This window comes from Hyphomicrobium facile (genome assembly GCF_900116175.1).
Taxonomy (GTDB): domain Bacteria; phylum Pseudomonadota; class Alphaproteobacteria; order Rhizobiales; family Hyphomicrobiaceae; genus Hyphomicrobium_B; species Hyphomicrobium_B facile.
Map to the genome: position 1 here is coordinate 1,066,971 of NZ_FPCH01000002.1, position 21,025 is coordinate 1,087,995.

The 21,025-nt window shown below is 61.5% G+C and carries 17 protein-coding genes; 9 read left to right on the forward strand and 8 right to left on the reverse strand.

All coding sequences use genetic code 11. From position 1 onward, the window contains the following. Positions 1–65: 65 nt before the first annotated feature. From BM399_RS11920 to BM399_RS11935, 4 genes are all read right to left on the reverse strand, one after another. Positions 66–1,004 (reverse strand): 50S ribosomal protein L11 methyltransferase, encoded by a 939-nt coding sequence (locus BM399_RS11920; RefSeq protein ID WP_092867901.1) that lies wholly within the window; start codon positions 1,002–1,004, stop codon positions 66–68. A 1-nt stretch (position 1,005) separates the two neighbouring features. Beyond that, positions 1,006–1,815: a TrmH family RNA methyltransferase gene (locus tag BM399_RS11925; protein ID WP_092867902.1), complete on the reverse strand. Its 810-nt coding sequence runs from the start codon at positions 1,813–1,815 to the stop codon at positions 1,006–1,008. Next, positions 1,812–2,753 carry a class I SAM-dependent methyltransferase gene (locus tag BM399_RS11930; protein WP_092867903.1) on the reverse strand — a complete coding sequence of 314 codons (942 nt, stop codon included), beginning with the start codon at positions 2,751–2,753 and terminating at the stop codon, positions 1,812–1,814. The genes BM399_RS11925 and BM399_RS11930 overlap by 4 nt, the downstream gene beginning before the upstream one ends. A 137-nt stretch (positions 2,754–2,890) precedes the next feature. Continuing rightward, complete coding sequence (locus tag BM399_RS11935; RefSeq protein ID WP_092867904.1) at positions 2,891–3,499, reverse strand: FMN-dependent NADH-azoreductase; 609 nt, start codon at positions 3,497–3,499, stop codon at positions 2,891–2,893. Positions 3,500–3,639: 140 nt separating this feature from the next. Between BM399_RS11935 and BM399_RS11940 the strand changes: the two genes are divergently transcribed. Continuing rightward, the gene (locus tag BM399_RS11940; RefSeq protein WP_092867905.1) at positions 3,640–4,071 is read left to right on the forward strand and encodes a winged helix-turn-helix transcriptional regulator; all 432 of its coding nucleotides are present in this window, start codon (positions 3,640–3,642) and stop codon (positions 4,069–4,071) included. Positions 4,072–4,222: 151 nt separating this feature from the next. Next, complete coding sequence (locus BM399_RS11945; protein ID WP_143117815.1) at positions 4,223–4,549, forward strand: hypothetical protein; 327 nt, start codon at positions 4,223–4,225, stop codon at positions 4,547–4,549. A gap of 49 nt (positions 4,550–4,598) precedes the next feature. Here the strand turns inward: BM399_RS11945 and prfB are convergent. From prfB to BM399_RS11960, 3 genes are all read right to left on the reverse strand, one after another. Continuing rightward, a protein-coding gene (gene prfB, locus BM399_RS11950; protein ID WP_143117816.1) for a peptide chain release factor 2 occupies positions 4,599–5,733 on the reverse strand; the annotation gives its coding sequence in 2 pieces (ribosomal slippage) (positions 4,599–5,663 and positions 5,665–5,733; 1,134 coding nt in all). Between the two features lie 129 nt (positions 5,734–5,862). Beyond that, a complete protein-coding gene (locus BM399_RS11955; RefSeq protein WP_092867908.1) occupies positions 5,863–8,445 on the reverse strand; it encodes a penicillin-binding protein 1A in 2,583 nt (860 codons plus the stop codon). Between the two features lie 164 nt (positions 8,446–8,609). Further along, complete coding sequence (locus BM399_RS11960; RefSeq protein ID WP_092867909.1) at positions 8,610–9,845, reverse strand: N-acetylmuramoyl-L-alanine amidase; 1,236 nt, start codon at positions 9,843–9,845, stop codon at positions 8,610–8,612. A 799-nt stretch (positions 9,846–10,644) separates the two neighbouring features. Here BM399_RS11960 and BM399_RS11970 point away from each other — a divergent pair. The 7 genes from BM399_RS11970 to aat all read left to right on the forward strand — a co-directional run bounded on the left by BM399_RS11970 (position 10,645) and on the right by aat (position 19,643). Further along, on the forward strand, positions 10,645–13,785 hold the full coding sequence (locus BM399_RS11970) for an Rne/Rng family ribonuclease (RefSeq protein WP_092867911.1): 3,141 nt from the start codon (positions 10,645–10,647) through the stop codon (positions 13,783–13,785). Positions 13,786–14,043: 258 nt separating this feature from the next. Beyond that, positions 14,044–15,453 carry a M48 family metalloprotease gene (locus BM399_RS11975; RefSeq protein WP_092867912.1) on the forward strand — a complete coding sequence of 470 codons (1,410 nt, stop codon included), beginning with the start codon at positions 14,044–14,046 and terminating at the stop codon, positions 15,451–15,453. Between the two features lie 37 nt (positions 15,454–15,490). Further along, a complete protein-coding gene (locus BM399_RS11980) occupies positions 15,491–16,348 on the forward strand; it encodes a DsbA family protein (protein WP_092867913.1) in 858 nt (285 codons plus the stop codon). Between the two features lie 164 nt (positions 16,349–16,512). Next, the gene (gene aroQ, locus BM399_RS11985; protein WP_092867914.1) at positions 16,513–16,968 is read left to right on the forward strand and encodes a type II 3-dehydroquinate dehydratase; all 456 of its coding nucleotides are present in this window, start codon (positions 16,513–16,515) and stop codon (positions 16,966–16,968) included. Positions 16,969–17,028: 60 nt separating this feature from the next. Then, positions 17,029–17,517 carry an acetyl-CoA carboxylase biotin carboxyl carrier protein gene (gene accB, locus BM399_RS11990; protein ID WP_092867915.1) on the forward strand — a complete coding sequence of 163 codons (489 nt, stop codon included), beginning with the start codon at positions 17,029–17,031 and terminating at the stop codon, positions 17,515–17,517. 41 nt (positions 17,518–17,558) lie between these two features. Continuing rightward, positions 17,559–18,899, forward strand: coding sequence for an acetyl-CoA carboxylase biotin carboxylase subunit (accC, locus tag BM399_RS11995; RefSeq protein WP_092867916.1), 1,341 nt, complete (start codon positions 17,559–17,561; stop codon positions 18,897–18,899). A 60-nt stretch (positions 18,900–18,959) separates the two neighbouring features. Further along, positions 18,960–19,643: a leucyl/phenylalanyl-tRNA--protein transferase gene (gene aat, locus BM399_RS12000; protein WP_177228157.1), complete on the forward strand. Its 684-nt coding sequence runs from the start codon at positions 18,960–18,962 to the stop codon at positions 19,641–19,643. 45 nt (positions 19,644–19,688) lie between these two features. Here aat and BM399_RS12005 read toward each other — a convergent pair whose 3' ends face one another. Next, complete coding sequence (locus tag BM399_RS12005; RefSeq protein ID WP_092867918.1) at positions 19,689–20,933, reverse strand: alpha/beta fold hydrolase; 1,245 nt, start codon at positions 20,931–20,933, stop codon at positions 19,689–19,691. Positions 20,934–21,025 lie beyond the last annotated feature (92 nt).

Sequence of the window (21,025 nt, forward strand, 5' to 3'; positions counted from 1 at the left end):
GCGCTCCCTCAAATTGGCTTGCCCGCATAGCATCAAAGAAGGCCCACCACCAAGCGCGCCGGCGTTCAGGGGATATAGCCTTTGTCGAGTTCGAGGGCCTGACGCGCGATGACCTTGCCTTCCGGGTTTTTATGAACGGCGGTCCACCCGAGGTCGGTGCCGCCTTCTTCGGACGAACTCGAGCGCAAATCTATCGAGACGACATCACTCGGACGGGCGTCGATCGGCGCGAGCAGCGGGAAGTACAGTTGTTCCCAATGTGTGCGCGGCGACAAAGGCCCCGTCGAAAATCCGATGCCGGGAACCAGCTCGACTTTCCACCACGTCGCAAAGCCGTAGATCTTTGCCGGACGCGGAAAACGCCACTCGGCATCGCCGCGCCGTTTCGATTTCGTTTCGGCCGTCAGGTCGACCTCGTCCCACACCATGGCGCTGCGGCAGCCGTCGAGAATTTCGTCCGGCTGCAGATGGCGGACGTAGGCATTGTTCAGCGACATCGTCTGCGCGACGGCGAGATCGAGGCCGTGGCCGACGCGCCCCCAGGCCCGGAGTTCTTCATCGATGCGCGGCGTCACGACCGGGGCGACGTACTGAATTATTCCATCGGGAATGACGTGGCCGCCCGGCTTCAGGAACCGCTGACGCGCATCGGCGAGCGTCGCGATGATATTCTCTTCGAGCGCGTAGTTGCCGAGCGTTTCCGAGACGATGATGTCGACTGCGAGCTTATCCTGGAACTCCGTCGAATGGCACGGGATCAGATGGCAGCGCTTCGCCTTGTTCGCCTTCAGCACAGCCGCCGCGACGCCCGCGACCTCAGCGGTCTCGAACAGAAAAACTTCGCGGGCTCCGAGCTTAGATGCCATCAGGCCAAGCAGGCCTGTGCCTGCGCCGATATCCGCGACGACCGATTTGCCTGGCACAATCACGGCCTTCAGCGCCGCGAAGAACGCTTCGTTGCGAACCTGATCGGCGATCAGCGTGCGATGATATTCGATGCGCATATCACAGCTTCAAATATGGGCCGCGGACCTGATAGAGCATCAGCGCGGTCGCGATGGCGAGGTTGAGGGAATCCAGATCGCCGGCCATGGGGATTTTGACGAGGTTCGTGCATGAGGCTGCCGCTCCCGGAGAGAGGCCCGGACCTTCGCCGCCCATCACAACCAACACCGGATTCTTGTATTCGACTTTGCGGAAATCCTCGCGTGCAGCAAGGTGCGTTCCGATGACGTCGCCCGGCCAGGACCGCGCCAACGTGACGAATGCCTGCTGATCCATCTTGACGACGGGGACGGCGAAGATGGAGCCCATCGTCGCGCGGATCGCCTCTATGGCGTAGGGGTCGCACGTCGTGCCGACGAGAATGACGCCCGAACAGCCGACCGCATCGGCTGTACGAATGATCGTGCCCAAGTTGCCGGGATCGCGCACTTCTTCGAGCGCCAGCCACGTCTCTTGGCCAAGCTTGCCCGGATCGGGCGGTTCGACAAAGCGCTGCCGGTAGACGCCGAGCAGCGTTTGCGGATTATCCTTCGACGCAAGCTTGCCGAGCACGGCTTCGGAAACTTCGAGCACTTCCGCGCCCGCATCAAGTGCGTGCCGGACGAGGCCGCGCGCGATGCCGCTCGTCGCGGTGCCCGATTGGTAGACGAGCGTTTCCGGCACGAAGCCGTTGTCGCGCGCCGTCACCAGCAGCGACGTGCCTTCGGCGACGAAGAGCCCCGTCTCCTTACGCACCTTGCGCATGTCGAGCGCGCGGATGGCTTTGATCCGGTCGTTCGTCAGGCTGGTGATGACCTTCGGCTCGTTCATGCGTTCTGTTTCCAGCGCACGAAGAGCGACGTCGGCACGAGCGGGCCGGCCCCTGAGCGGATCGCCAATTCACCGCTGTCGAATTCGCCGCTCCGTCCGTGCAATCGTTCGCGCATCAGTTGATCGAAGGCGAGCGACGACGCGCGGATGGCGTAGATCGTCAGCACCATCGCGGCGTTCTGAGGCGCGAGGAGCTTCGCAAGATCGCCGAGGAGCGCGGGCAGGTTCTGGAAGAGATCCCAGATTTCGCCTTCGGGGCCGCGCCCGAACTTCGGCGGGTCGACGATGATCATGTGATAGGTTTTGCCGCGGCGGACATCGCGCGCGGCGAACTTCGCGGCGTCGTCGAGCAGCCAGCGGATTTTCGCGGCGCCGAGCTTGGAAGCTTCCTGGTTTTCCTTGCCCCATTGGATGGCTTTTTTCGACGCGTCGACGTGCGTGACTTCGGCTCCGGCTTCAGCGGCGAGGAGCGAAGCTGCGCCCGTATAGCCGAAGAGATTGAGGACGCGGGGTGTCTCACCTTTCACGCTCGCCAAGTGGTCGAGCATCCAGCGCCAATGCGGCTCCTGCTCGGGGAAGAGCCCAAGGTGCCAAAGGCCTGCGAGCTTGCAAAGCATCGTTACGCCGTGCGTTCCACCTTTGGCGTTGTCCGATTTCGGCGAGCGCGGCAACGCGAGCCTGACGGGCCACGCGTCGGGCACCGGCTTGTCGATCCGCCATTTGCCTTTCTCGTCGTCCTCGCCGGACGCGGAGAAGACGGCGTTCGCTTTGGCCCACTCGGATTTTCCGAGCTTCGGCTGCCAGAGCGCCTGCGGCTCCGGACGATCGACGACGATTTTTCCGAAGCGTTCGAGCTTCCGCCCCAGCCCGCTATCGAGCAGCGCGTAATCGGGAAATCCGTCGGACGTAATGAGGTGGAGGTTATGGAGCGGTGGCATCGGGGGCGGTTTTCGAAGGAAACATCGGACCGCGCTTTAACACGAATGTCGCTTATGTCGAGAAATCAAACCTGGCCAGCCAGGCCCGTGCGGCGGCGTCAGGCGGAGATCCGAGCGATCCCCGCCTTTTCGATTCATCATGCCGCGAGGCCGGCGATGGTCGATTGGGCGGCCTGAATAGACTTGGCGCGCTGGTCGGGACCAAGGGCCACGCCTTCGGCGCGGATGAACGTCACGTCGGTGATCCCGAAGAAGCCGAAGATATTGCGGAGGTAGGTTTCCTGGTGATCGAGGAACGCAATCGGCGTTTGCGGGCCGTAGAATCCTCCGCGCGATGAGGCGACGATCACTTTCTTGCCCCCTGCCAGGCCTTCGGAGCCCTTGTCGGTGTAGCGGAACGTTTTACCCGCGACCGCCAGCCGGTCGATCCAGGCTTTCAGCTGGCTCGGAATGGCGAAGTTGTACATCGGAGCGCCAACTACGACGATGTCGGCAGCCAGGAATTCTTCGAGGGCCGCTTGGCCGGCCGCGACATCCTGGCGGAGCGGCAGCGCTTCGGCGGCGCCTCCCTGGGCGGCCGTAAGGTGGGCGCCCGAGAGATGCCCGACCGGCTCGCGGCCGAGGTCTCGGTAGACGACTTCAAGGCCCGGATGCAGCCGGCTCTCGGCGGCGACGATCTCTGCCGAGAGCTGACGGCTTACCGAGCCCGGGCCGAGAATGCTCGAATCGACATGCAAAAGTTTCATGGGATGTATCTCCCTCCAACGGTTGGAACCAACGGTTTGGCGAAGACCGGGAGCGATGGTTGACATGCGCTTCAGCCAGTCACATTTTGTGACCAACGCTAAAATGTTCACTGGCGGAAACAGCGCAAGGAGGCACGTTTTTGGAAGTCGGTAACAACGAAGGAACCGAGAACTGCCGTGCCGTCGCGGACGTGCTGGCCCGGATTGGCGACAAATGGACGGTCTACGTGGTCCAGCTCTTGTCGAACGGGCCGATGCGTTTCAATGAGATCCGCCGATCGGTCGGCAGCATTTCGCAGCGGATGCTGACGCTGACACTTCGGGGCCTGGAACGCGATGGCCTCGTCACGCGCACCGTCTATCCGACGATCCCGCCACGCGTTGACTACGAACTGACAGAGCTCGGCCGAACCCTCATCTGCATTCTGGTGCCGCTCGGCCAGTGGGCTATCGCAAATCGGGCGACAGTCGAGCAGGCGCGAGAACGGTTCGATGCCCGGGCCGATAACAACAGCGCGACTAAGACCGCGATCAAACGACGGCTGCCGGGCCTTTGGCGTAGCGCTTCCTGAAGGTGCGCCGCGCGCATAACGCATGCAGTCTTAGAGTAGTATCGAAGCAACACCGTTTCAAAAACAACGAGTTGGCCTAGATCCCTCCGCAAATTGCAGATAGCCGGGAACCCTAGGGTGCGCGTTACGTGACGATGCTGGAGGTTTCTTAATGCGATTTGATCGAGGTATTGCGGCCGCGGTCTTTCTGTCGATGCTCTTGTCCGCTGCCGGAGCCCAAGCTTTCGAAACGACGTCAATCGGCGGAACGAATGCGGATGGCTCGGCGCGCTATCAGGACCCGGACGAGGCCTCCGCGCTGCTGTCGCAGTTCGGCTCCGGCTCTACTCAATCGAGCACAGATCCCAGTTCAAACTGGCGGGGCTCTCTGGGCGCCGGTGTCGGCTCCGGGTCTGCCTTCAATTTCTCGTCGTCGCAGAACTCGTCGAACGAGCCGAGCACGCCCTTCAACACTCCCCTCCTGCGCGAACGCAACTAAAGGCGAAGCGCGCGACGCGTCGTCGAGGAGCCGCATCGGACGTTAGCGGCTACTCGAGATCTTCGACCGTGACAGCTTCTCCGCCGCCCTTGATGCGCTGCGAGAGAGCGGCTTCGATGAAGGGATCGATATCGCCGTCGAGAACTTCGTCCGGGTTCGTCGACTGAGCACCGGTCCGCAAGTCCTTCACCAGCTGATACGGCTGCAGGACATACGACCTGATCTGATGACCCCAGCCGATATCCGTCTTTGCGGCCTGCTCGGCGTTGGCCTTCGCTTCACGCCTCTTCAGCTCCATTTCGTATAGGCGAGCCTTGAGGCGCTTGAACGCGATGTCCTTGTTCTGATGCTGCGAACGCTGTTCCTGGGCAAAGATGACGATGCCCGACGGCTTATGGACGAGGCGGACGGCGGATTCCGTTCTGTTGACGTGCTGACCACCGGCGCCGGACGAACGCGCGAATGAAATGTCGACGTCTGCCGGATTGACGTCAATGTCGATCGTGTCGTCGATCACCGGATAGACGGTGACGGACGCAAAGCTCGTATGCCGGCGCGCGTTCGAGTCGAACGGCGAGATGCGCACGAGGCGATGCACGCCCGCTTCCGTCTTCAGCCAGCCGTAAGCGTTTTCGCCTTCGATCTCGAACGTTGCGGATTTGATGCCCGCTTCTTCGCCGGGGCTTTCGTCGATCAGCTTCACCTTGTAGCCGCGCCGTTCGGCCCAGCGGACGTACATGCGTGCGAGCATCGACGCCCAGTCCTGGCTTTCGGTGCCGCCCGCACCGGCGTGCACTTCGATGTAGGTGTTCATCGCGTCGGCTTCACCCGACAGCATCGCCTCGATCGACCGGCGCTGCGCCTCGTGATCGATGCGCTTCAGCGCGGTTTCGCCTTCTTGCACGCTGTCGTCGTCGTTCTCGGTTTCTCCGAGCTCGATCAGAAACAGCGCATCCTCATAGTCGCGCTGGAGGCGCTTGAACTCAGTTACGGCGCGCTCGAGCGATTGCCGCTGGCGCATGACTTTCTGCGCGTTCTTCGCGTCAGTCCAAAGATTGGGGTCTTCAGCTTTCGCGTTCAGCGAGGCGAGACGGTCTTCGGCCGTCTCCCAGTCAAAGAGACCTCCTCAGGAGGGCAAACGCCTCCTCGATGCCATCGGAAAGTTTTTGCGCTTCAGCGCGCATGGCAGCCTCCGGGACCGGCTCGCGCCGGCGAAAAATGATGGATCAAAAAAACAGGTGCGGACCTATAGAGATGTGCGGCGGCGCTGTAAACGATGGCGGACGCAGCGCGGCAATCGGCGCAAAGTTTACCTACCACATTCCATTCGGGGAAAGCGTCCCGCTATCCGGCCGCGAGGGAGGCGGCGCGGGGCGCGCCATCCGATCCCCGAAGGGCGGCGGCGGGGGTGGCGGAGGCGAAGCGTCGGCGGTGGCGTTTGCGATACCGATCATCGCGTAAGCGTCGTCCGGCTCTTCGTCGGGCTTGAACGCTTCCATGATGGAACTCGGGTCGTCGGCCGAGGCTCGTAGTCCGGTCTTCGGATTGATGCGCACGAACTTGATGCCGGGCGGCACGCGGAACGGTGCGGCCGGGGTGGCCCCCAGCGCGTCCTGCACGAACTCGCCGAACATCGGCGCCGCGATGGCGCCGCCCGTGTTGCCTTTTCCGAGCGGCTTCGGCGTGTCGTAGCCAACGAAAACGCCGACGACCATCGTGGGCGTATAGCCGAGGAACCACACATCCTTTTCTTCGTTGGTCGTGCCGGTCTTGCCGGCGACCGGACGATTGAGTGACTTCAACACCGTTGCCGTACCGCGCTGCACGACGCCTTCGAGGATACTCGTCATTTGATACGCAGTGTGCGGATCGATGATCTGACGGCGGCCATCGACCAGTTCAGGTTCGGGCTGTCCCGCCCACCGGTCGGCCATGCAGCCCATGCACTGGCGCTCGTCGTGCCGCCAGATCGTACGGCCGTAGCGATCCTGAATGCGGTCGATGAGGGTCGACGTGACTTCCTTGCCGCCATTCGCCAGCCTGCAATAGGCCGTCGCCATGCGAAGGAGCGTTGTTTCGCCGGCGCCGAGCGACATGGAGAGCACCGGCAGGAGATCGTCGTAAATGCCGAAGCGTCTCGCGTATTCGGTGATGACGGGCATGCCGAGATCTTGCGCAAGACGCGCAGTCATCTGGTTGCGCGAATGCTCGATGCCGAAGCGTAGCGTTTCAGGACCCGAGGTCGAGTTCGTCTCGTAGTTCTTCGGCTTCCAGACATCCTGGCCGGGGCCCTGGTCGATTTCGATCGGCGCGTCCAGAATAATCGACGTCGGCTTATAGCCGTTGTCGATTGCCGAGGCATAGACGAAGGGCTTGAAAGCCGATCCAGGCTGGCGCTTCGCTTGAATGACCCGGTCGAACTGGCTCATATCGTAGGAGAAGCCGCCCGCCACTGCGAGGACACGCCCGGTGTAGGGGTCCATCGCGACGAGGCCGCCGCCGACCTCCGGAATTTGCATCAGCGACCAGGCGCCCTGGATGTTGTTGGCATCCTTGGGCGCAACATACACGACGTCGCCGAGCTTCAAGATGTCGGCTGTCGATTTGGCGTCGATCCTCTTTGCGCCGGGACGCTTGGCCGCCCATTTCATCTCGTCGAGCGAGACCTCGACCGCCTCGCGGTCTTTGACGAGAGTCGCATCCTGCTGGCGCGCCGGCTTGAAGCCGATGATGGCCTTCGTCTTTTGCGTTTCAAGCACGACGCCGAGCCGCCATGGCTGAATGTCGGAAGGGCTCGGAATCTTGCCGAGCGCGATACCCCAGTCGCCAGAAATATCGATGTGGGAGACGGGTCCGCGCCAACCTTGCGAGCGGTCGAACTTCGCGAGGCCGTTGATCAGGGCCTTCTTGGCATATTGCTGCAGTTGCGGATCAAGCGTCGTGCGGACGGACAAGCCGCCGCCATAAAGCTTATCCTCGCCGTACTTGGCGAGAAGCGAACGGCGCACTTCCTCGGCGAAGAATTCGGCCGTCGAGATATGCACCGCGTTGGGGCGGAGATTGACGGTAAGCGGCTTCTTGCGCGCGGCTTCCGCCTCTTCCCTGGTTATGTAGCCGTTCTCGGCCATCTGCCCGATGATCCAATTCCGCCGCTCGGTCGCCTTCTCCTTCTGGCGGAACGGGTGGTAATTGTTCGGGGCCTTGGGAAGCGCTGCAAGGTAGGCGGCTTCCTCGATATCGAGATCTTTCAGCTCTTTGTTGAAGTAGGTGAGCGCGGCGGCGCCGACGCCATACGAGTTCATTCCGAGGAAGATCTCGTTCAGATAAAGTTCGAGGATGCGATCCTTCGAATAGGCGCCCTCGATGCGAACCGCGAGGATCGCCTCCTTGATTTTACGCTCGATCGACCGCTCGTTGGTCAGCAGGAAGTTCTTTGCGACCTGTTGGGTGATCGTGGACGCGCCCTGGGCTCGTTTGTTGGAGCCGTGAACCTTGGATTCGATTGCCGCGTAGACCGCGCGCAGAATGCCCTGAAGGTCGACGCCTCCGTGCTCATAGAAGCGGCGGTCCTCGGCCGAGAGGAAAGCCCCCAGAACGCGCTTCGGGACCGTGTTTATCGGGACGAAGATGCGCCGCTCGCGAGCGAACTCCGATATCAGCGATCCGTCATGGGCGTGGATGCGCGTCATGACCGGGGGCTCGTACTTGGACAAGCTCTCGTAATCGGGCAGATCGCGCGAGGCTTGCCAGATCAAGAACCCAGCGCCAGCAGAGCCCGCGATGAATATCAGTACGAAGGTTCCAAATGCGAACCCAAGGAAGTTGAGCAGCAGGCTCTTCCGCCGCTTTTTTCTTCTCTTTGGCGCCGTTGGTGGCGGCAGCGTTGGCGCACGCATCAAATTCGTGATTCCGTCAGTCTGGCGCTGGCTTAGTTTTATCGATTGGTCGGGGGCTACGTCTATTGCCGCACCGCAACAATGACAATACCCTCAGAGGCTGCGCACATTAGCACGGAATGTGGCAGCACGTCGTCCGTGCTCCAATGTTACGGCCCGTTGCCTCATGGCTTTGAGGCTGTTCTCTTGTTGAAGTAAATTTGCACCGCGTCCGTGATGGCCACGGCCACCTTCGATTGCCATTCGGCCGTCAACATCTGCTGTTCATCCATCTGGTTGCTGAGGTAGCCCAGTTCCACGAGCACCGAGGGCGCGTGCGTTTGTTTCAGCACCTTGAACGCCGCAGACCTTCGGGGAATGCGCGACATCGCGATCGCCTTGCCCAATCGCTTCGCCAAGACCTGCGAAAAATCTGCCGAGAAATTCGAAGTCTCTCTTTTGAGCAGATCTATCAGGATGTTCTTGACCTGATCTCCGCCGCCACGATCGATGTTTTCGATGCCGGCGATAAGGTCGGACGCGTTCTCTTTTTCGGCCATGATGCGCGCCTGCTCGTCGGACGCCTGGCTCGAGAGCGTATAAATTGTCGCGCCGCGGATCGTGTCCTTGGCGGTTTTCTCCTCGATTGAATCGGCGTGGAGCGAAATGAACAGGTCGGCGGCGTTATCGGCGGAAAACTTGAGCCGGTGATCGAGGGAGATGAAGACGTCGTCGGCGCGGGTCATTTTAACGTCGTAAAGGCCCGTTTTCGTCAGCGCGTCCTTCAGCTGAGCCGCGACGGCGAGGACGATCGTCTTTTCGGTCACGTTGTTCGCGCCGATGGCGCCCGGATCGATGCCGCCATGTCCGGGGTCGATCACGATGACAGGCTTGCTGTGCGGCTTGTGCTTCGCTTCGGACTCTTCGGGTGTCGCAGGCTCCGCATCCGGCTCGTAGGCCGCGGAATGGGTCATCGCTCCGGTCCCCGCGCCGAATGTTTCGGCATCGATCGGCATCAGCGCGATCGCGAGCTTCACGGCGGACGTGCCCTTGAGCCTCGTCATGGTGGCGGAGTTGATCTTCACCGGCCCCTTGGTGTCGATGACGATCCGCGATTTGTGCTGAGCGAACTGGCCATAGCGGAATGCGGAAACAAGCCCCGCCCCTTTTTGGCCGACCGATGGGTCGAGACGGAACGAAAGGTCCGGCAAATCGAGGACGACGCGGTAGGGGTTGGCGAGGGTGAAGACTTCAGCGGTCAGCCCCTCGCTCATCGTCAATTCGAAGATCGTGGACCGGCCGGTCACGGTCAGATGCGCATCCAGCGCCTCGGCCGCGTGCGCCGACATGCCGGCAAGCGTCCACAATAGGGTTAGCGCCGCCGCGAGGGCGTTCCGCAAAAGTTCTGCCGGGTGGCGCATCGCCGAATTGCTCTCCCTCGTCACCCCAATCGCCTCGTCCCCGGAGTATCGTTAAAGCTTTGTTTTCATTCGTATTATAAAATACTCATTGGCACTACTCGGGGACGTTTCGGCTCTAGGTTTATAGCACTTGCCAGGGCGGGGGCGACCTCGTACAGTTTGAATTGTATTCGGTGGCGTTCGAGACACACGCCTAGATTGGTGTTTGTCGAATGGGCGCTTGCGATACCTGATCGGCCTGCTGCGGGGATGAAAAACCCTGCTTTCCCAGGTAATTAGGTTCGCACGGATGACGCCTGCTCGAGGCTAGCGTACGAAGTATCACGTCGCTCAGCAGGTTGCACGGCCTCGGCTTCGGGACCCCCGGCGGTCTCTTTGACGGGGCGTTAAGACTTTGTGCCGGTCGCCCCGATTTGTCAGTCGGGAAAAAGCGCGGATTGCCGGGCGACCATTGTTGATCCATCGCGATGCCGGAAGGCGTCAAATTTTTTCATCCGGCTGGCCGTCCCCCAATTCTGGACATGCAGCCGGGCAATACACGACAGGCCATGACGACAGCTTGCATCATCCACCACGGCGCCGCCCAACGGACCTCGGTCCACACGGCACCCCTATGCGTTCCCGCGCGCGCTTCGCGCAGTTGCGGGACCGGGATGATGCAGAAAGCGGCGCGGTCCCCCATCACGTTTTCAGCGCCATCAACCAAAAGCACGCGCCGCCGCGCGAATCTCGCAATCCGCTCCGTTGTTTGCGGTTCGAGATGCGAGCCGCCGCCCCGGCGCGCCAAGGAACATAAGCAATGTCCAACACGAAAATGCTCATCGATGCCACCCACCCCGAGGAGACTCGGGTCGTGGTTCAACGGAATGGCCGGGTGGAGGAATTCGACTTCGAAAGTGCAGCCCGCAAGCTGCTTCGCGGAAATATCTATCTTGCAAAGGTGACGCGCGTTGAGCCGTCGCTTCAGGCCGCATTCGTAGACTACGGCGGGAACCGTCACGGTTTTCTCGCCTTCAACGAAATCCATCCTGACTACTATCAGATCCCGGTTGCCGACCGGCAGGCGCTTCTGGACGAGGAAGCAGCAGCCGAAGCAGAGCTCGAAGCCGCCGCAGACCGGCGTGCGGAAGCGCTTGCGCGGCGCTCGGCCTCGCGCGGCGGCACGGAAGCCACCCGCGGGAGCGAAGGCGAGCCAAACGGCGACGAAGACTTCGGCGACCACGGCTCAGATGAAGCCGGCGCGGAGACGGCGCATATCGTCGATGTCGAAGAAGACGAACACATCGAAGAGATCGGCGGCGACGAAGACGAGGAACCGGTCACCACTGTTGCTGCGTCTGTCCAGACCTCGGAAGACGACGTTCTCTCCGAGCTTCCCGCCAAGGAACGCCAGGACGCGCCGCCCGCTGCGCGCAACGACAACGACGCCGACGATGCGCCGGCTAGCGCGGACGAAGAAGCTCATCACGATGAGGCGTCCAACGACGAGGACGACCAGCCCGATCACGACGAGAGCGACGCTGACAGCGACGCCGACGACGAAGATCACATCGAACACCATCATCATTCGGACCACGACCATTCCGAGCAGCACGCCTTGCGCGACGAGCGCGGCGGAGACGCAGAAGAAAACGGATCGGGCCGGGAATATCGCGAGGAAGCTCCGCAGCGCCAGCGCCGCCGCCCGCGGAGCTACAAGATCCAGGAAGTCATCAAGCGCCGCCAGATCATCCTCGTCCAAGTCGTCAAGGAAGAGCGCGGCAACAAGGGCGCCGCTCTCACCACCTATCTGTCGCTTGCCGGCCGCTACACCGTTCTGATGCCCAACACCGCCCGTGGCGGCGGTATCTCGCGCAAGATCACCAACCCGCAGGACCGCCGCAGGCTCAAAGCCATCGCTCAGGAACTCGAGGTTCCGGAGGGCATGGGGCTCATCATCCGCACGGCGGGTGCTGCGCGGACGAAGCAAGAGATCAAGCGCGACTTCGAATATCTGCTCAGGCTCTGGGAAAGCGTTCGCGAACTGACGCTGCAGTCCACTGCCCCGAGCCTCGTTTATGAAGAAGGCGATCTGATCAAGCGGTCGATCCGCGATCTTTATAACAAGGACGTGGAGGAGATCGTCGTCGCCGGTGAAGCGGGGCATCAGGAAGCCGCCGACTTCATGAAGATGCTGATGCCGAGCCACGCGAAGAATGTCGTTCCCTACCGGGATCCGACACCGCTCTTCACGCGCTACGGTGTCGAGCGCCAGCTCAACGCCATGTTCCAACCGCAGGTGACGCTGCGCTCCGGCGGTTACATCGTCATCAATCAGACGGAAGCGCTGGTCGCCATCGACGTCAACTCCGGCAAATCGACCCGCGAATTCTCGATCGAAGAGACGGCGCTCGCGACGAACCTCGAAGCCGCCGATGAAATCGCCCGGCAGTTGAAGCTCCGCGACCTCGCGGGCCTCATCGTCATCGACTTCATCGACATGGAAGAGAAGCGTAACAACCGCGCCGTCGAGCGACGTTTGAAGGACGCCCTTCGTTTCGATCGCGCGCGCATCCAGCTCGGTCGTATTTCGCACTTCGGCCTCATGGAAATGTCGCGGCAGCGGCTGAGAACGGGCGTGCTCGAGGGTTCGACCTCGCAGTGCCCGCATTGCCAAGGCACCGGCATCATCCGTTCGACCGAGAGTATCGCGCTTGCGGTGCTCCGCGGTCTCGAAGACGCAATCACTGCGGGAGCAACCGGACCGCTGACGGCGACGACGACGCCTGCCGTCGCGCTTTACATCCTGAACAGCAAACGCGCCTACGTCACCGACATGGAAGTCCGTCACGGGCACACGATCACCGTGCTCGGCAGCGACCGCGTCCAGGGCGCGAACTTCACCGTCGAACGCGGCGGCGCGGCTGCACCTGTGCGGCGCGTCGAGCGAGCAGCCGTCAATATGGATTGGGGCTTCGACGGCGAAGAAGATGCGCCAACCTTCGAGGGCGGCGAGATCGAAATTGCGCCCAGCGCAGATGACGCCGACGAAGAAGCCACCGGCCGCGAAGGCAGCCGTGGTGAGGGCGACGAAAGTGGCGGCCGGCGCGGCCGGCGCCGCCGTCGTCGTGGACGCGGCGGACGGGATCGGGGCGAAGGCCGCGAGCGCGAGTCGTTCGAGCCACGCGGCGGAGATGGCGAAAGCGCAATCGCTGCCGGACCTCATTCCCATACGCAGGCCCATCCGCAGGGCGACGACGATGTCGAAGCGGGTGGCGGCGACGACGAAGATCACGACGGCCAGCCGTCGGTGGACGGCGCGAACTTCGGAGAGCAAGGCAACGGCGACAAGCCGGGCCGGCGCCGTCGCAGAGGTCGCCGTGGCGGCCGTCGCGGCAGAGAACGTGGTCGCGAGGGCTCGGGCCCGAGGACCGAGGGCAGCGAAGCCGTCAGCTACGGCGAAGAGCAGCCGGACATCGCCGATGTCGAGTCGTTCGAAGCTGACGTTGAGGACGGTGTCGAGGCTGGCGAACCCGCTGAGGCGAGACAAGCTCCTCGCAGCGCACCCGCGCGTGGAGAGGGCAGGACTGGTGGTTCGGGCGGTGGAGGCCATCGGCCGCGCCGTATCTGGGACGTTGCATCGGAGCCCTCGGGCGAAGGTGAAGGCGAACCGGTGGAAGCCGCGGCTTCTGCTCCGGCTGTCGCAGCACCTGAGGTCATTGCTCCGGCTGTCGAAACGAAAGTCGAGGCGCCTGTGGTCGAAACTCCGCGCGTCGCCGAAGAGAGCGCGCCCGCGGCTCCCGTAACTTCGCTTCGGCGCCGTCACGAAGTCGGGTCGAGCGAGCCGCGCATCGAGCGCGTTGTCGTACGGCCGGGCCAAGAGACAGATGATGCGGTTGCAGAAGCTCAAGCTGTTCCGCAGCGCAAGGGCTGGTGGCAGAGAAAGTTCAGCGGCGAATAATGATCGGGAGAGGCTGAAGCAGGTGCTTCGGCCTCTTTCCTTCTGCCGAACGTCACCCATTTGGCGTCAGAGATCGACGGCTCTGAAAGCGTTGGATAATGTCCATTCGGCTTTCGCTATTCTCACTTGTCACGCGAATGCCCTAAAGTGATGACTGATGCGGTAATCGTTTGCGTCGAATTTGACCCCGCCGGGCTTGCTGCCTAGTTTGACCGCGCGTGGCGTCTCGACAGGTTCATCGAGATCGGGGCACATCCAATGCCTGAACTTCCGAGGACATTTGCGGCGTTCTCGGCCGCCAAAAGCGGCTTGCTTCTGGCCGCGGTGTTTTTCGCTTCGCTCCTGACGTTTACTGGCGGCGTTCGCGCCCAAGGCCTTCCGCTCATCCGCGACGCGGAGATCGAGGCGTTGTTGCAGGATTATGCAAAGCCGATTTTCCAAGCGGCTGGTTTCGGCGGCGGGCGCGTCACGGTTCGCATCGTCAACAACGACGCCTTCAACGCGTTCGTTCTCGATGGCGGCAACGTGTTCGTGCATACCGGCACGCTGATGCAGGCCAACACTCCGAACGAAGTCATCGGGGTTATCGCGCATGAAAGCGGGCATATCGCCGGCGGTCACATGGCGGCGCTCAGGGCGCGGATCGCGAAGGATCAGACGCGCGCGTTGCTCACGCAGGTTCTCGGCATCGGCGCGATGGTTGCGGGCGGCGTGTCAGGCGGCACTGGCGGCCGCGAGACGATGCAGGGCGGCCAGGCGCTGCTGCAGGGCGGCACCAGCGTCATCATGAAGGGACTATTGGCGGAGCGCCGATCGCAAGAGTCGGCTGCGGACCAAGCCGGCATTCAGTATCTTACGGCGACGAAGCAATCCGGCAAGGGCATGCTCGACACGTTCGAGCGGTTCAAGGAGCAGGAATATCTAACGGATCAGTTTCAAGATCCGTTTGTGCGGTCTCACCCGCTTTCCGTCGACCGCCTGGCACGATTGAACCAACTCGCGACCACGAGCCCTTACTTCGCGCAGAAGGACCCGCCGTCTCTGCAGCTGCGCCATGATCTCATGCGGGCGAAGCTTTCGGGTTATCTCGAAAACCCGCAGACCGTTTTCAACAGATACCCCGAAAGCAATACTACGCTTCCGGCCCGCTATGCGCGGGCGATCGGGAAATTCTTCAAAGGTGGTCCTGGCGCTCTCGAAGCTGCCCTACAGGACACCGAAGCGATGATCCGCGAGAATCCGTCTTATCCGTATTTCCACGAGCTCAAGGCAGACTTCCTGATGAGGACAGGAAAAATGGCCGCGGCGATCCCAAGCCTGCGACAATCTCTCAAGCTGGCGCCGAACAGCCCATTAATTCGCGTCGAACTCGCGACTGCGCTGCAAAGTAGCGATAGCGCCGAGGCGCAAAAGGAAGCAGTGGAGCTATTGCGTAAAGCCCTCATAGACGATTCCGAGAACGGCCGCGCTTACAGGCTGCTCGCCAATGTATATTATAAGCAGGGTAAGTCCCCGGAGGCTGACGCCATGACGGCGCAAGCCTACTTCTACGAAGGAAATATCAAGCAAGCGCAGCTTTTCGCGAAACGCGCGCAACTCCAGCTACGGGCGGGTTCACCCGAGTGGCTGAAAAATGACGACATCATCAATTACAAACCGCAGACTTGAGCGGCTTTAAGTCTGCGACAACGCGAGATCAGATCAAATGACCTTGAAGACCACATTCTGGAAATCCCTCAACTTGGCCTCGACCGGCAAAAGGTGCGCCGCAGCCCTCCTCGGATTGGCCCTGCTGGGATCGGCTTTTTCTCCTGCAGTTCACTTCGTGTCCGGAGCCGCGCGCGCCGATGCGATCGCTCCGACGGCGGGTGGAACCGCTTTTACGGATGAGCAGAAGAAGGCTCTCGGCGACATCATCAAAGACTATCTCCTCAAGAACCCGGAAATCATGCTCGAGGTTCAGAACGCCTACGATGAGAAGTCGCAGAAAGAGCAGGAGGCTCGGACCAAGGCTTTCATGGCCGAAAATGCCAAGTCGATCTATCGCTCGCCGAATAGCTCGGTTGCGGGTAACCCCGATGGCGACATCACGGTTGTCGAATTCTTCGATTTCAACTGCGGCTACTGCAAGCACGGACTTCCCGAGGTGCAGAAGCTGATCGCCGGCGACAAGAATGTGCGCGTCGTCTTCAAAGAGCTTCCCATCCTGTCGAAGGGCTCGGAAGAGGCTGCGAAGGCGGCACTCGCAGCCAAGCGGCAGGGCAAATATTGGGAATTCCACCAGGCCATGCTCAGCTCCAAGGGGCAGGCCAATGAGGCGTCGGCATTGAAGGCCGCGGAATCGCTCGGCCTCGACATGAACAAGTTCAAAGCCGACATGGCGAGCGACGACGTGAAGAACGAGCTTATGGAAATGTTGAAGTTGGCCAAGGCCATGGGCGTCAACGGCACACCGCACTTCCTCGTCGGCGACAAATCGGTACCGGGTGCACCGGAGGACCTGCACGAACAGCTCGAAGCGCTCGTTACGGATTTCCGCAAGAACAAGTGCGCAACCTGCTGAGCCAGTCCGCTCGAAATATCGAGTTGCCGCAGCTAGTTACCATATTTTGCACGTCAAAGTGCGCGGCCACGCCCGCGCACTTTGCGCATTCGTAGAAAGCTGATAGACCCAGGGCTCCGCAATTGGCTCGGGCGTCAGTCCGGTGCCCGAACGGCCTCCAAAACATGACATCCCACGTTTACGTTCTGAACGGTCCCAATCTAAATATGCTCGGCGTCCGGGAACCAGAAGTCTATGGTACCGAGACGCTCGACGATCTTCGCGTCCGCACGGAGAAGGCGGCGGCGAAGAACGGGCTTTCCATAGATTTCCGGCAGTCGAACATCGAGGGGGAAATCGTGAGCTGGGTGCAGGAGGCGCGCGGCAAAGCGAAGGGCATCATCATCAACGCGGGCGGGTACACGCACACGTCCGTTGCCATTCTCGATGCCTTGCAAGCCGTCAGCCTTCCCGTCATCGAGGTTCACCTCTCGAACATCTTCCGGCGGGATCAGTTTCGCCAGCATTCCTACATTTCACTCGCAGCGACGGGCGTGATCTGCGGCCTTGGCGCCAAGGGCTACGAACTTGCCATCGAGGCGATGGCCAACATCGTGAACAAATCCACAAGCAAAGCGTGACGCCGAACCCCGAGCTTACGCTATAAGACGCACGCCAACAAAATCGAGGACACGGGACTGATGAGCGCAAAAGACCAAGGGCCGAAAGCAGCAAGCGCCGAAGGTCAGATGATCCGCGAGCTAGCCGAGCTTTTGAACGCTACGGGCCTGACGGAAATCGAGATCGAAAAGAGCGGTCTCAAGGTTCGCGTCGCGAAGACCATTTCGATTACGGCCGCGCCGCAGGCTTATGCCCCGGCTCCCGTCGCCGCTCCGTCGGCTGCACCAAGCGAAGCAAAGCCGCCAGCCGCCGCTTCCGGCGATCTGTCAAAGCATCCCGGCGCCGTAAAGTCGCCGATGGTCGGCACCGCCTACCGCTCGCCGGAACCGGGCGCTCCCTTGTTTTGCGAAGTCGGCAGCAAGGTCAATCAGGGCGATACTCTGCTGATCATCGAAGCCATGAAGACGATGAACCAGATACCCGCTCCGCGCAGCGGCACCGTCAAAGCAATCCTCATCGAGAACGCTCAGCCCGTCGAGTATGGCGAGCCACTGATCATCATAGAATAGAGCGCTACCGGTAGCCCCGGCAAAGACGCCCTGGAGTGCAAATGTTCGATAAGATACTGATTGCCAATCGAGGAGAGATCGCGCTGCGGATACAGCGCGCCTGCCGAGAACTTGGGATCGCAACAGTCGCCGTCCATTCAACCGCCGATGCCGACGCCATGCACGTCAGGCTCGCGGACGAAAGCGTTTGCATCGGGCCGCCTTCGGCGCGCGAGAGCTATCTCAACATTCCAGCGCTCGTCACGGCTTGCGAAATCACCGGCGCGGACGCCGTCCACCCGGGCTACGGATTCCTATCGGAGAATGCGCGTTTCGCGGAGATTCTCGAAGAGCACAAGATCACCTTCATCGGCCCGACGTCCGAGCACATCCGGATCATGGGCGACAAGATCGAGGCGAAGGAAACGGCGAAGAAGCTCGGGATTCCTGTCGTACCTGGTTCAGCGGGTGCGGTGACGAGCGAAACCGAGGCGATGAAGATCGCCAAGGACATGGGCTTTCCCGTACTCATCAAAGCGGCGGCAGGCGGCGGCGGCCGCGGCATGAAAGTCGCGACGTCGGCGGCAGACCTCGGCATGGCGCTATCGACCGCGCGGTCGGAAGCCAAGGCCGCCTTCAACGACGACGCCGTCTACATCGAGAAATATCTCCAGAAGCCGCGGCATATCGAAATTCAGGTTTTCGGAGACGGCAAAGGCGACGCCGTCCACCTCGGTGAGCGCGACTGCTCACTGCAGCGCCGGCACCAGAAAGTTCTCGAGGAAAGCCCGTCGCCCGCTCTCAACGCGGCCCAGCGCCAGAAGATCGGCACGACCGTCGCCGAGGCGATGAAGAAGATCAAGTATCGCGGCGCCGGAACTGTCGAGTTTCTTTTCGAGGACGGCGAATTCTATTTCATCGAGATGAACACCCGCCTGCAGGTCGAACATCCGGTTACCGAGATGGTCACCGGGACCGACCTCGTGCTCGAGCAGATCCGCGTCGCCGCCGGGTTGCCGTTAAGCTTCACGCAGGACGACATCGAACTCAAGGGGCACGCGATCGAGTGCCGTATCTGCGCGGAAAACCCGAAGGATTTTCGCCCGTCGCCGGGCCAGATCACGTATTGGCACCCGCCGGGCGGTCTTGGCGTCAGGGTCGACAGCGGCGTTTACCAGGGTTACCGGATCCCGCCCTTCTACGACAGCCTCATCGGAAAGCTGATTGTTACGGGCAAGACGCGCAATGACGCCCTGATGCGTTTGCGCCGCGCCCTGGCCGAGTTCGTCATAGACGGCATTGAAACGACGATCCCGCTGTTCCAGGATCTCGTTAAAGACCCCGACATCGTAAATGGCGTCTACGATATTCACTGGCTCGAAAAACATTTAGGGATGAAGTAGACTTTGCCTCTGCGCGATATGTTCCGCGCGCGTCCGAGAGTTCGCTTGGCAATTGGCAGCATGGCGTCGCGCGACGACCCAATGTTCGAGATCACGCCGCAGGTTCTCCTGAAAGCCTATAGCTGCGGCATTTTTCCAATGGCGGAAAGCGCGGACGATCCTGCGCTCTACTGGATCGAACCGCAGCAGCGGGGCGTCCTGCCCCTCGATGGGTTGCATATTCCCCGTCGTCTTCTCAGAACGGTCAGAACGACACCTTTCAGGGTCACGGTCGACACCGACTATGAGCGCGTGATCGATGGTTGCGCGGCGCCGCGCGCCGGCCGGATGTCGACCTGGATCAACACGCGCATCCGCAGCCTCTATCGCGAGCTGTTCGACATCGGCGCCTGCCACACCGTCGAGGTTTGGAACGGCGGCGAGTTGGTTGGCGGGCTCTACGGCGTAGCACTGAAAAGCGCATTCTTCGGCGAGAGCATGTTCTCGACTGAGCGCGACGCTTCCAAGGTCGCGCTGGTGCATCTCGCCGCGCGGCTGATCAAGGGCGGCTTCACGCTGCTCGATACGCAGTTCGTGACCGATCACCTCCGCCAATTCGGGACGATCGAACTCGACCGGAGCGCATTCCAGCGGCAGCTCGAAAAGGCGCTCGAGAAGAACGCCGATTTCTACGCGTTACGCCCTGACGCTTCGGGAGCCGAGGTCGCCGCGATCTTCTCGTCCGAGCACGCAGCCAGCAAATAGTCCGATACGCCCTTTCGAGCCGAGGCTTTAGGTGAGAACAGCGGCTTATTCGGCGGCTGACTTGATCAAGGTCGCGCAGTCGTTGCCGGCGGGCTTACCTGCGAAGCGAGCCTTGATCCATTCTTCGGCCGTCGCGCCACCCATTACCATCGATCCGTTGTGATCGGCTCCGGCGAAGATTTTGTATTCGACGACATTACCCCCAGCGCACATCTGACGAACCAGTGCGTTCGTCGTCTCAGGGAACACCGTCACGTCGTCCGTCCCCTGGATCACGAGAGTGGGCGCGGAAATTTCCAAGGCGCCGGGTTCATTCTTGGCACCGAATTTCAGGAGCGGTTCGAGATCGGGGTTCGCGACGAACTGGTCCTTCGCGATTGCCGTCGACCAGTAGCCGGTTGTCAACGCGTGGCTCATGCATTGCTCTTGCAGGTCGGGCAAATGCGCGATCGCCTCCGGGCTGAGAATGCGTTTCAGATCGATCGCCGGATCGGTCGTCGCGTAGGACTGCAGGGTATAGAGCACATAAGGCAGCGACAGCTCGGTCTTTGCCGATTTCATAACGGCAGCGAGGCGTTCGGCGATCTGCGATCCGGGCGCGAAGGCGACATTGCCCTGAAGTTCCAGCCCGGGGACATAAGAGGGTCCTTCGGCGGCCGCGAAGAGATCGACCTGTCCGCCCTGAGAGTGGCCCATCACAACGTAGCGCTTGCCGATGTCCGGCTCCAGGATGCGTCCGGCACGCAGCATGTCGAGCGCGTTACGGCCCGTGGGTACGCCCTGCAAGAATGGATGGAAGCCCGCAATGCCCAAACCTTGATAGTCGGTCGCGACGACCGCAAATCCGTTTTTCACGAAGCCGTCGAGAAGGTGCGAGATCGTCTCGATGTAGGAATGCTCGGGGCCTTGGGCGTTATCGCGAGAGGGCGCACAGATCGCGTTGAGGCCCGTCGTGCCGTGGGTCCACGTGATCACCGGCCAGCCGCCTTCGGGTGGTTCGCCCTTCGGGATCGAGACCGTTCCGGAAACGGCCGTGCTCTTTCCATTCTGGTCGAGCGAGCGATAGAGCACCAAGCTGTTCCGCGCCGCACTGGGAAGCGCCATCGTACCATCGAGCGCACGCGCATAGATCAGCGAGCCGCGCTCGCCGTCCGGCAAATTCGACGGCGGTGTGTAGAACGCGTCGCCTGCGGGGCCTTGAGGAATTTCGCCGGCCGTTACAGCGAGTGCGGCGATCGCCGAGGCGAGTGCACATGCGCTCGCCATCACAAAGTTCCGCACGATGGTCATGGCTCTAGCCCCCCGATATCAGCAGGGCGGTCTTAGGAGGGGCGGCCTAATAGCGCGTAAACTTTTTGATTTGTAGCTGACGACTCCGCTGC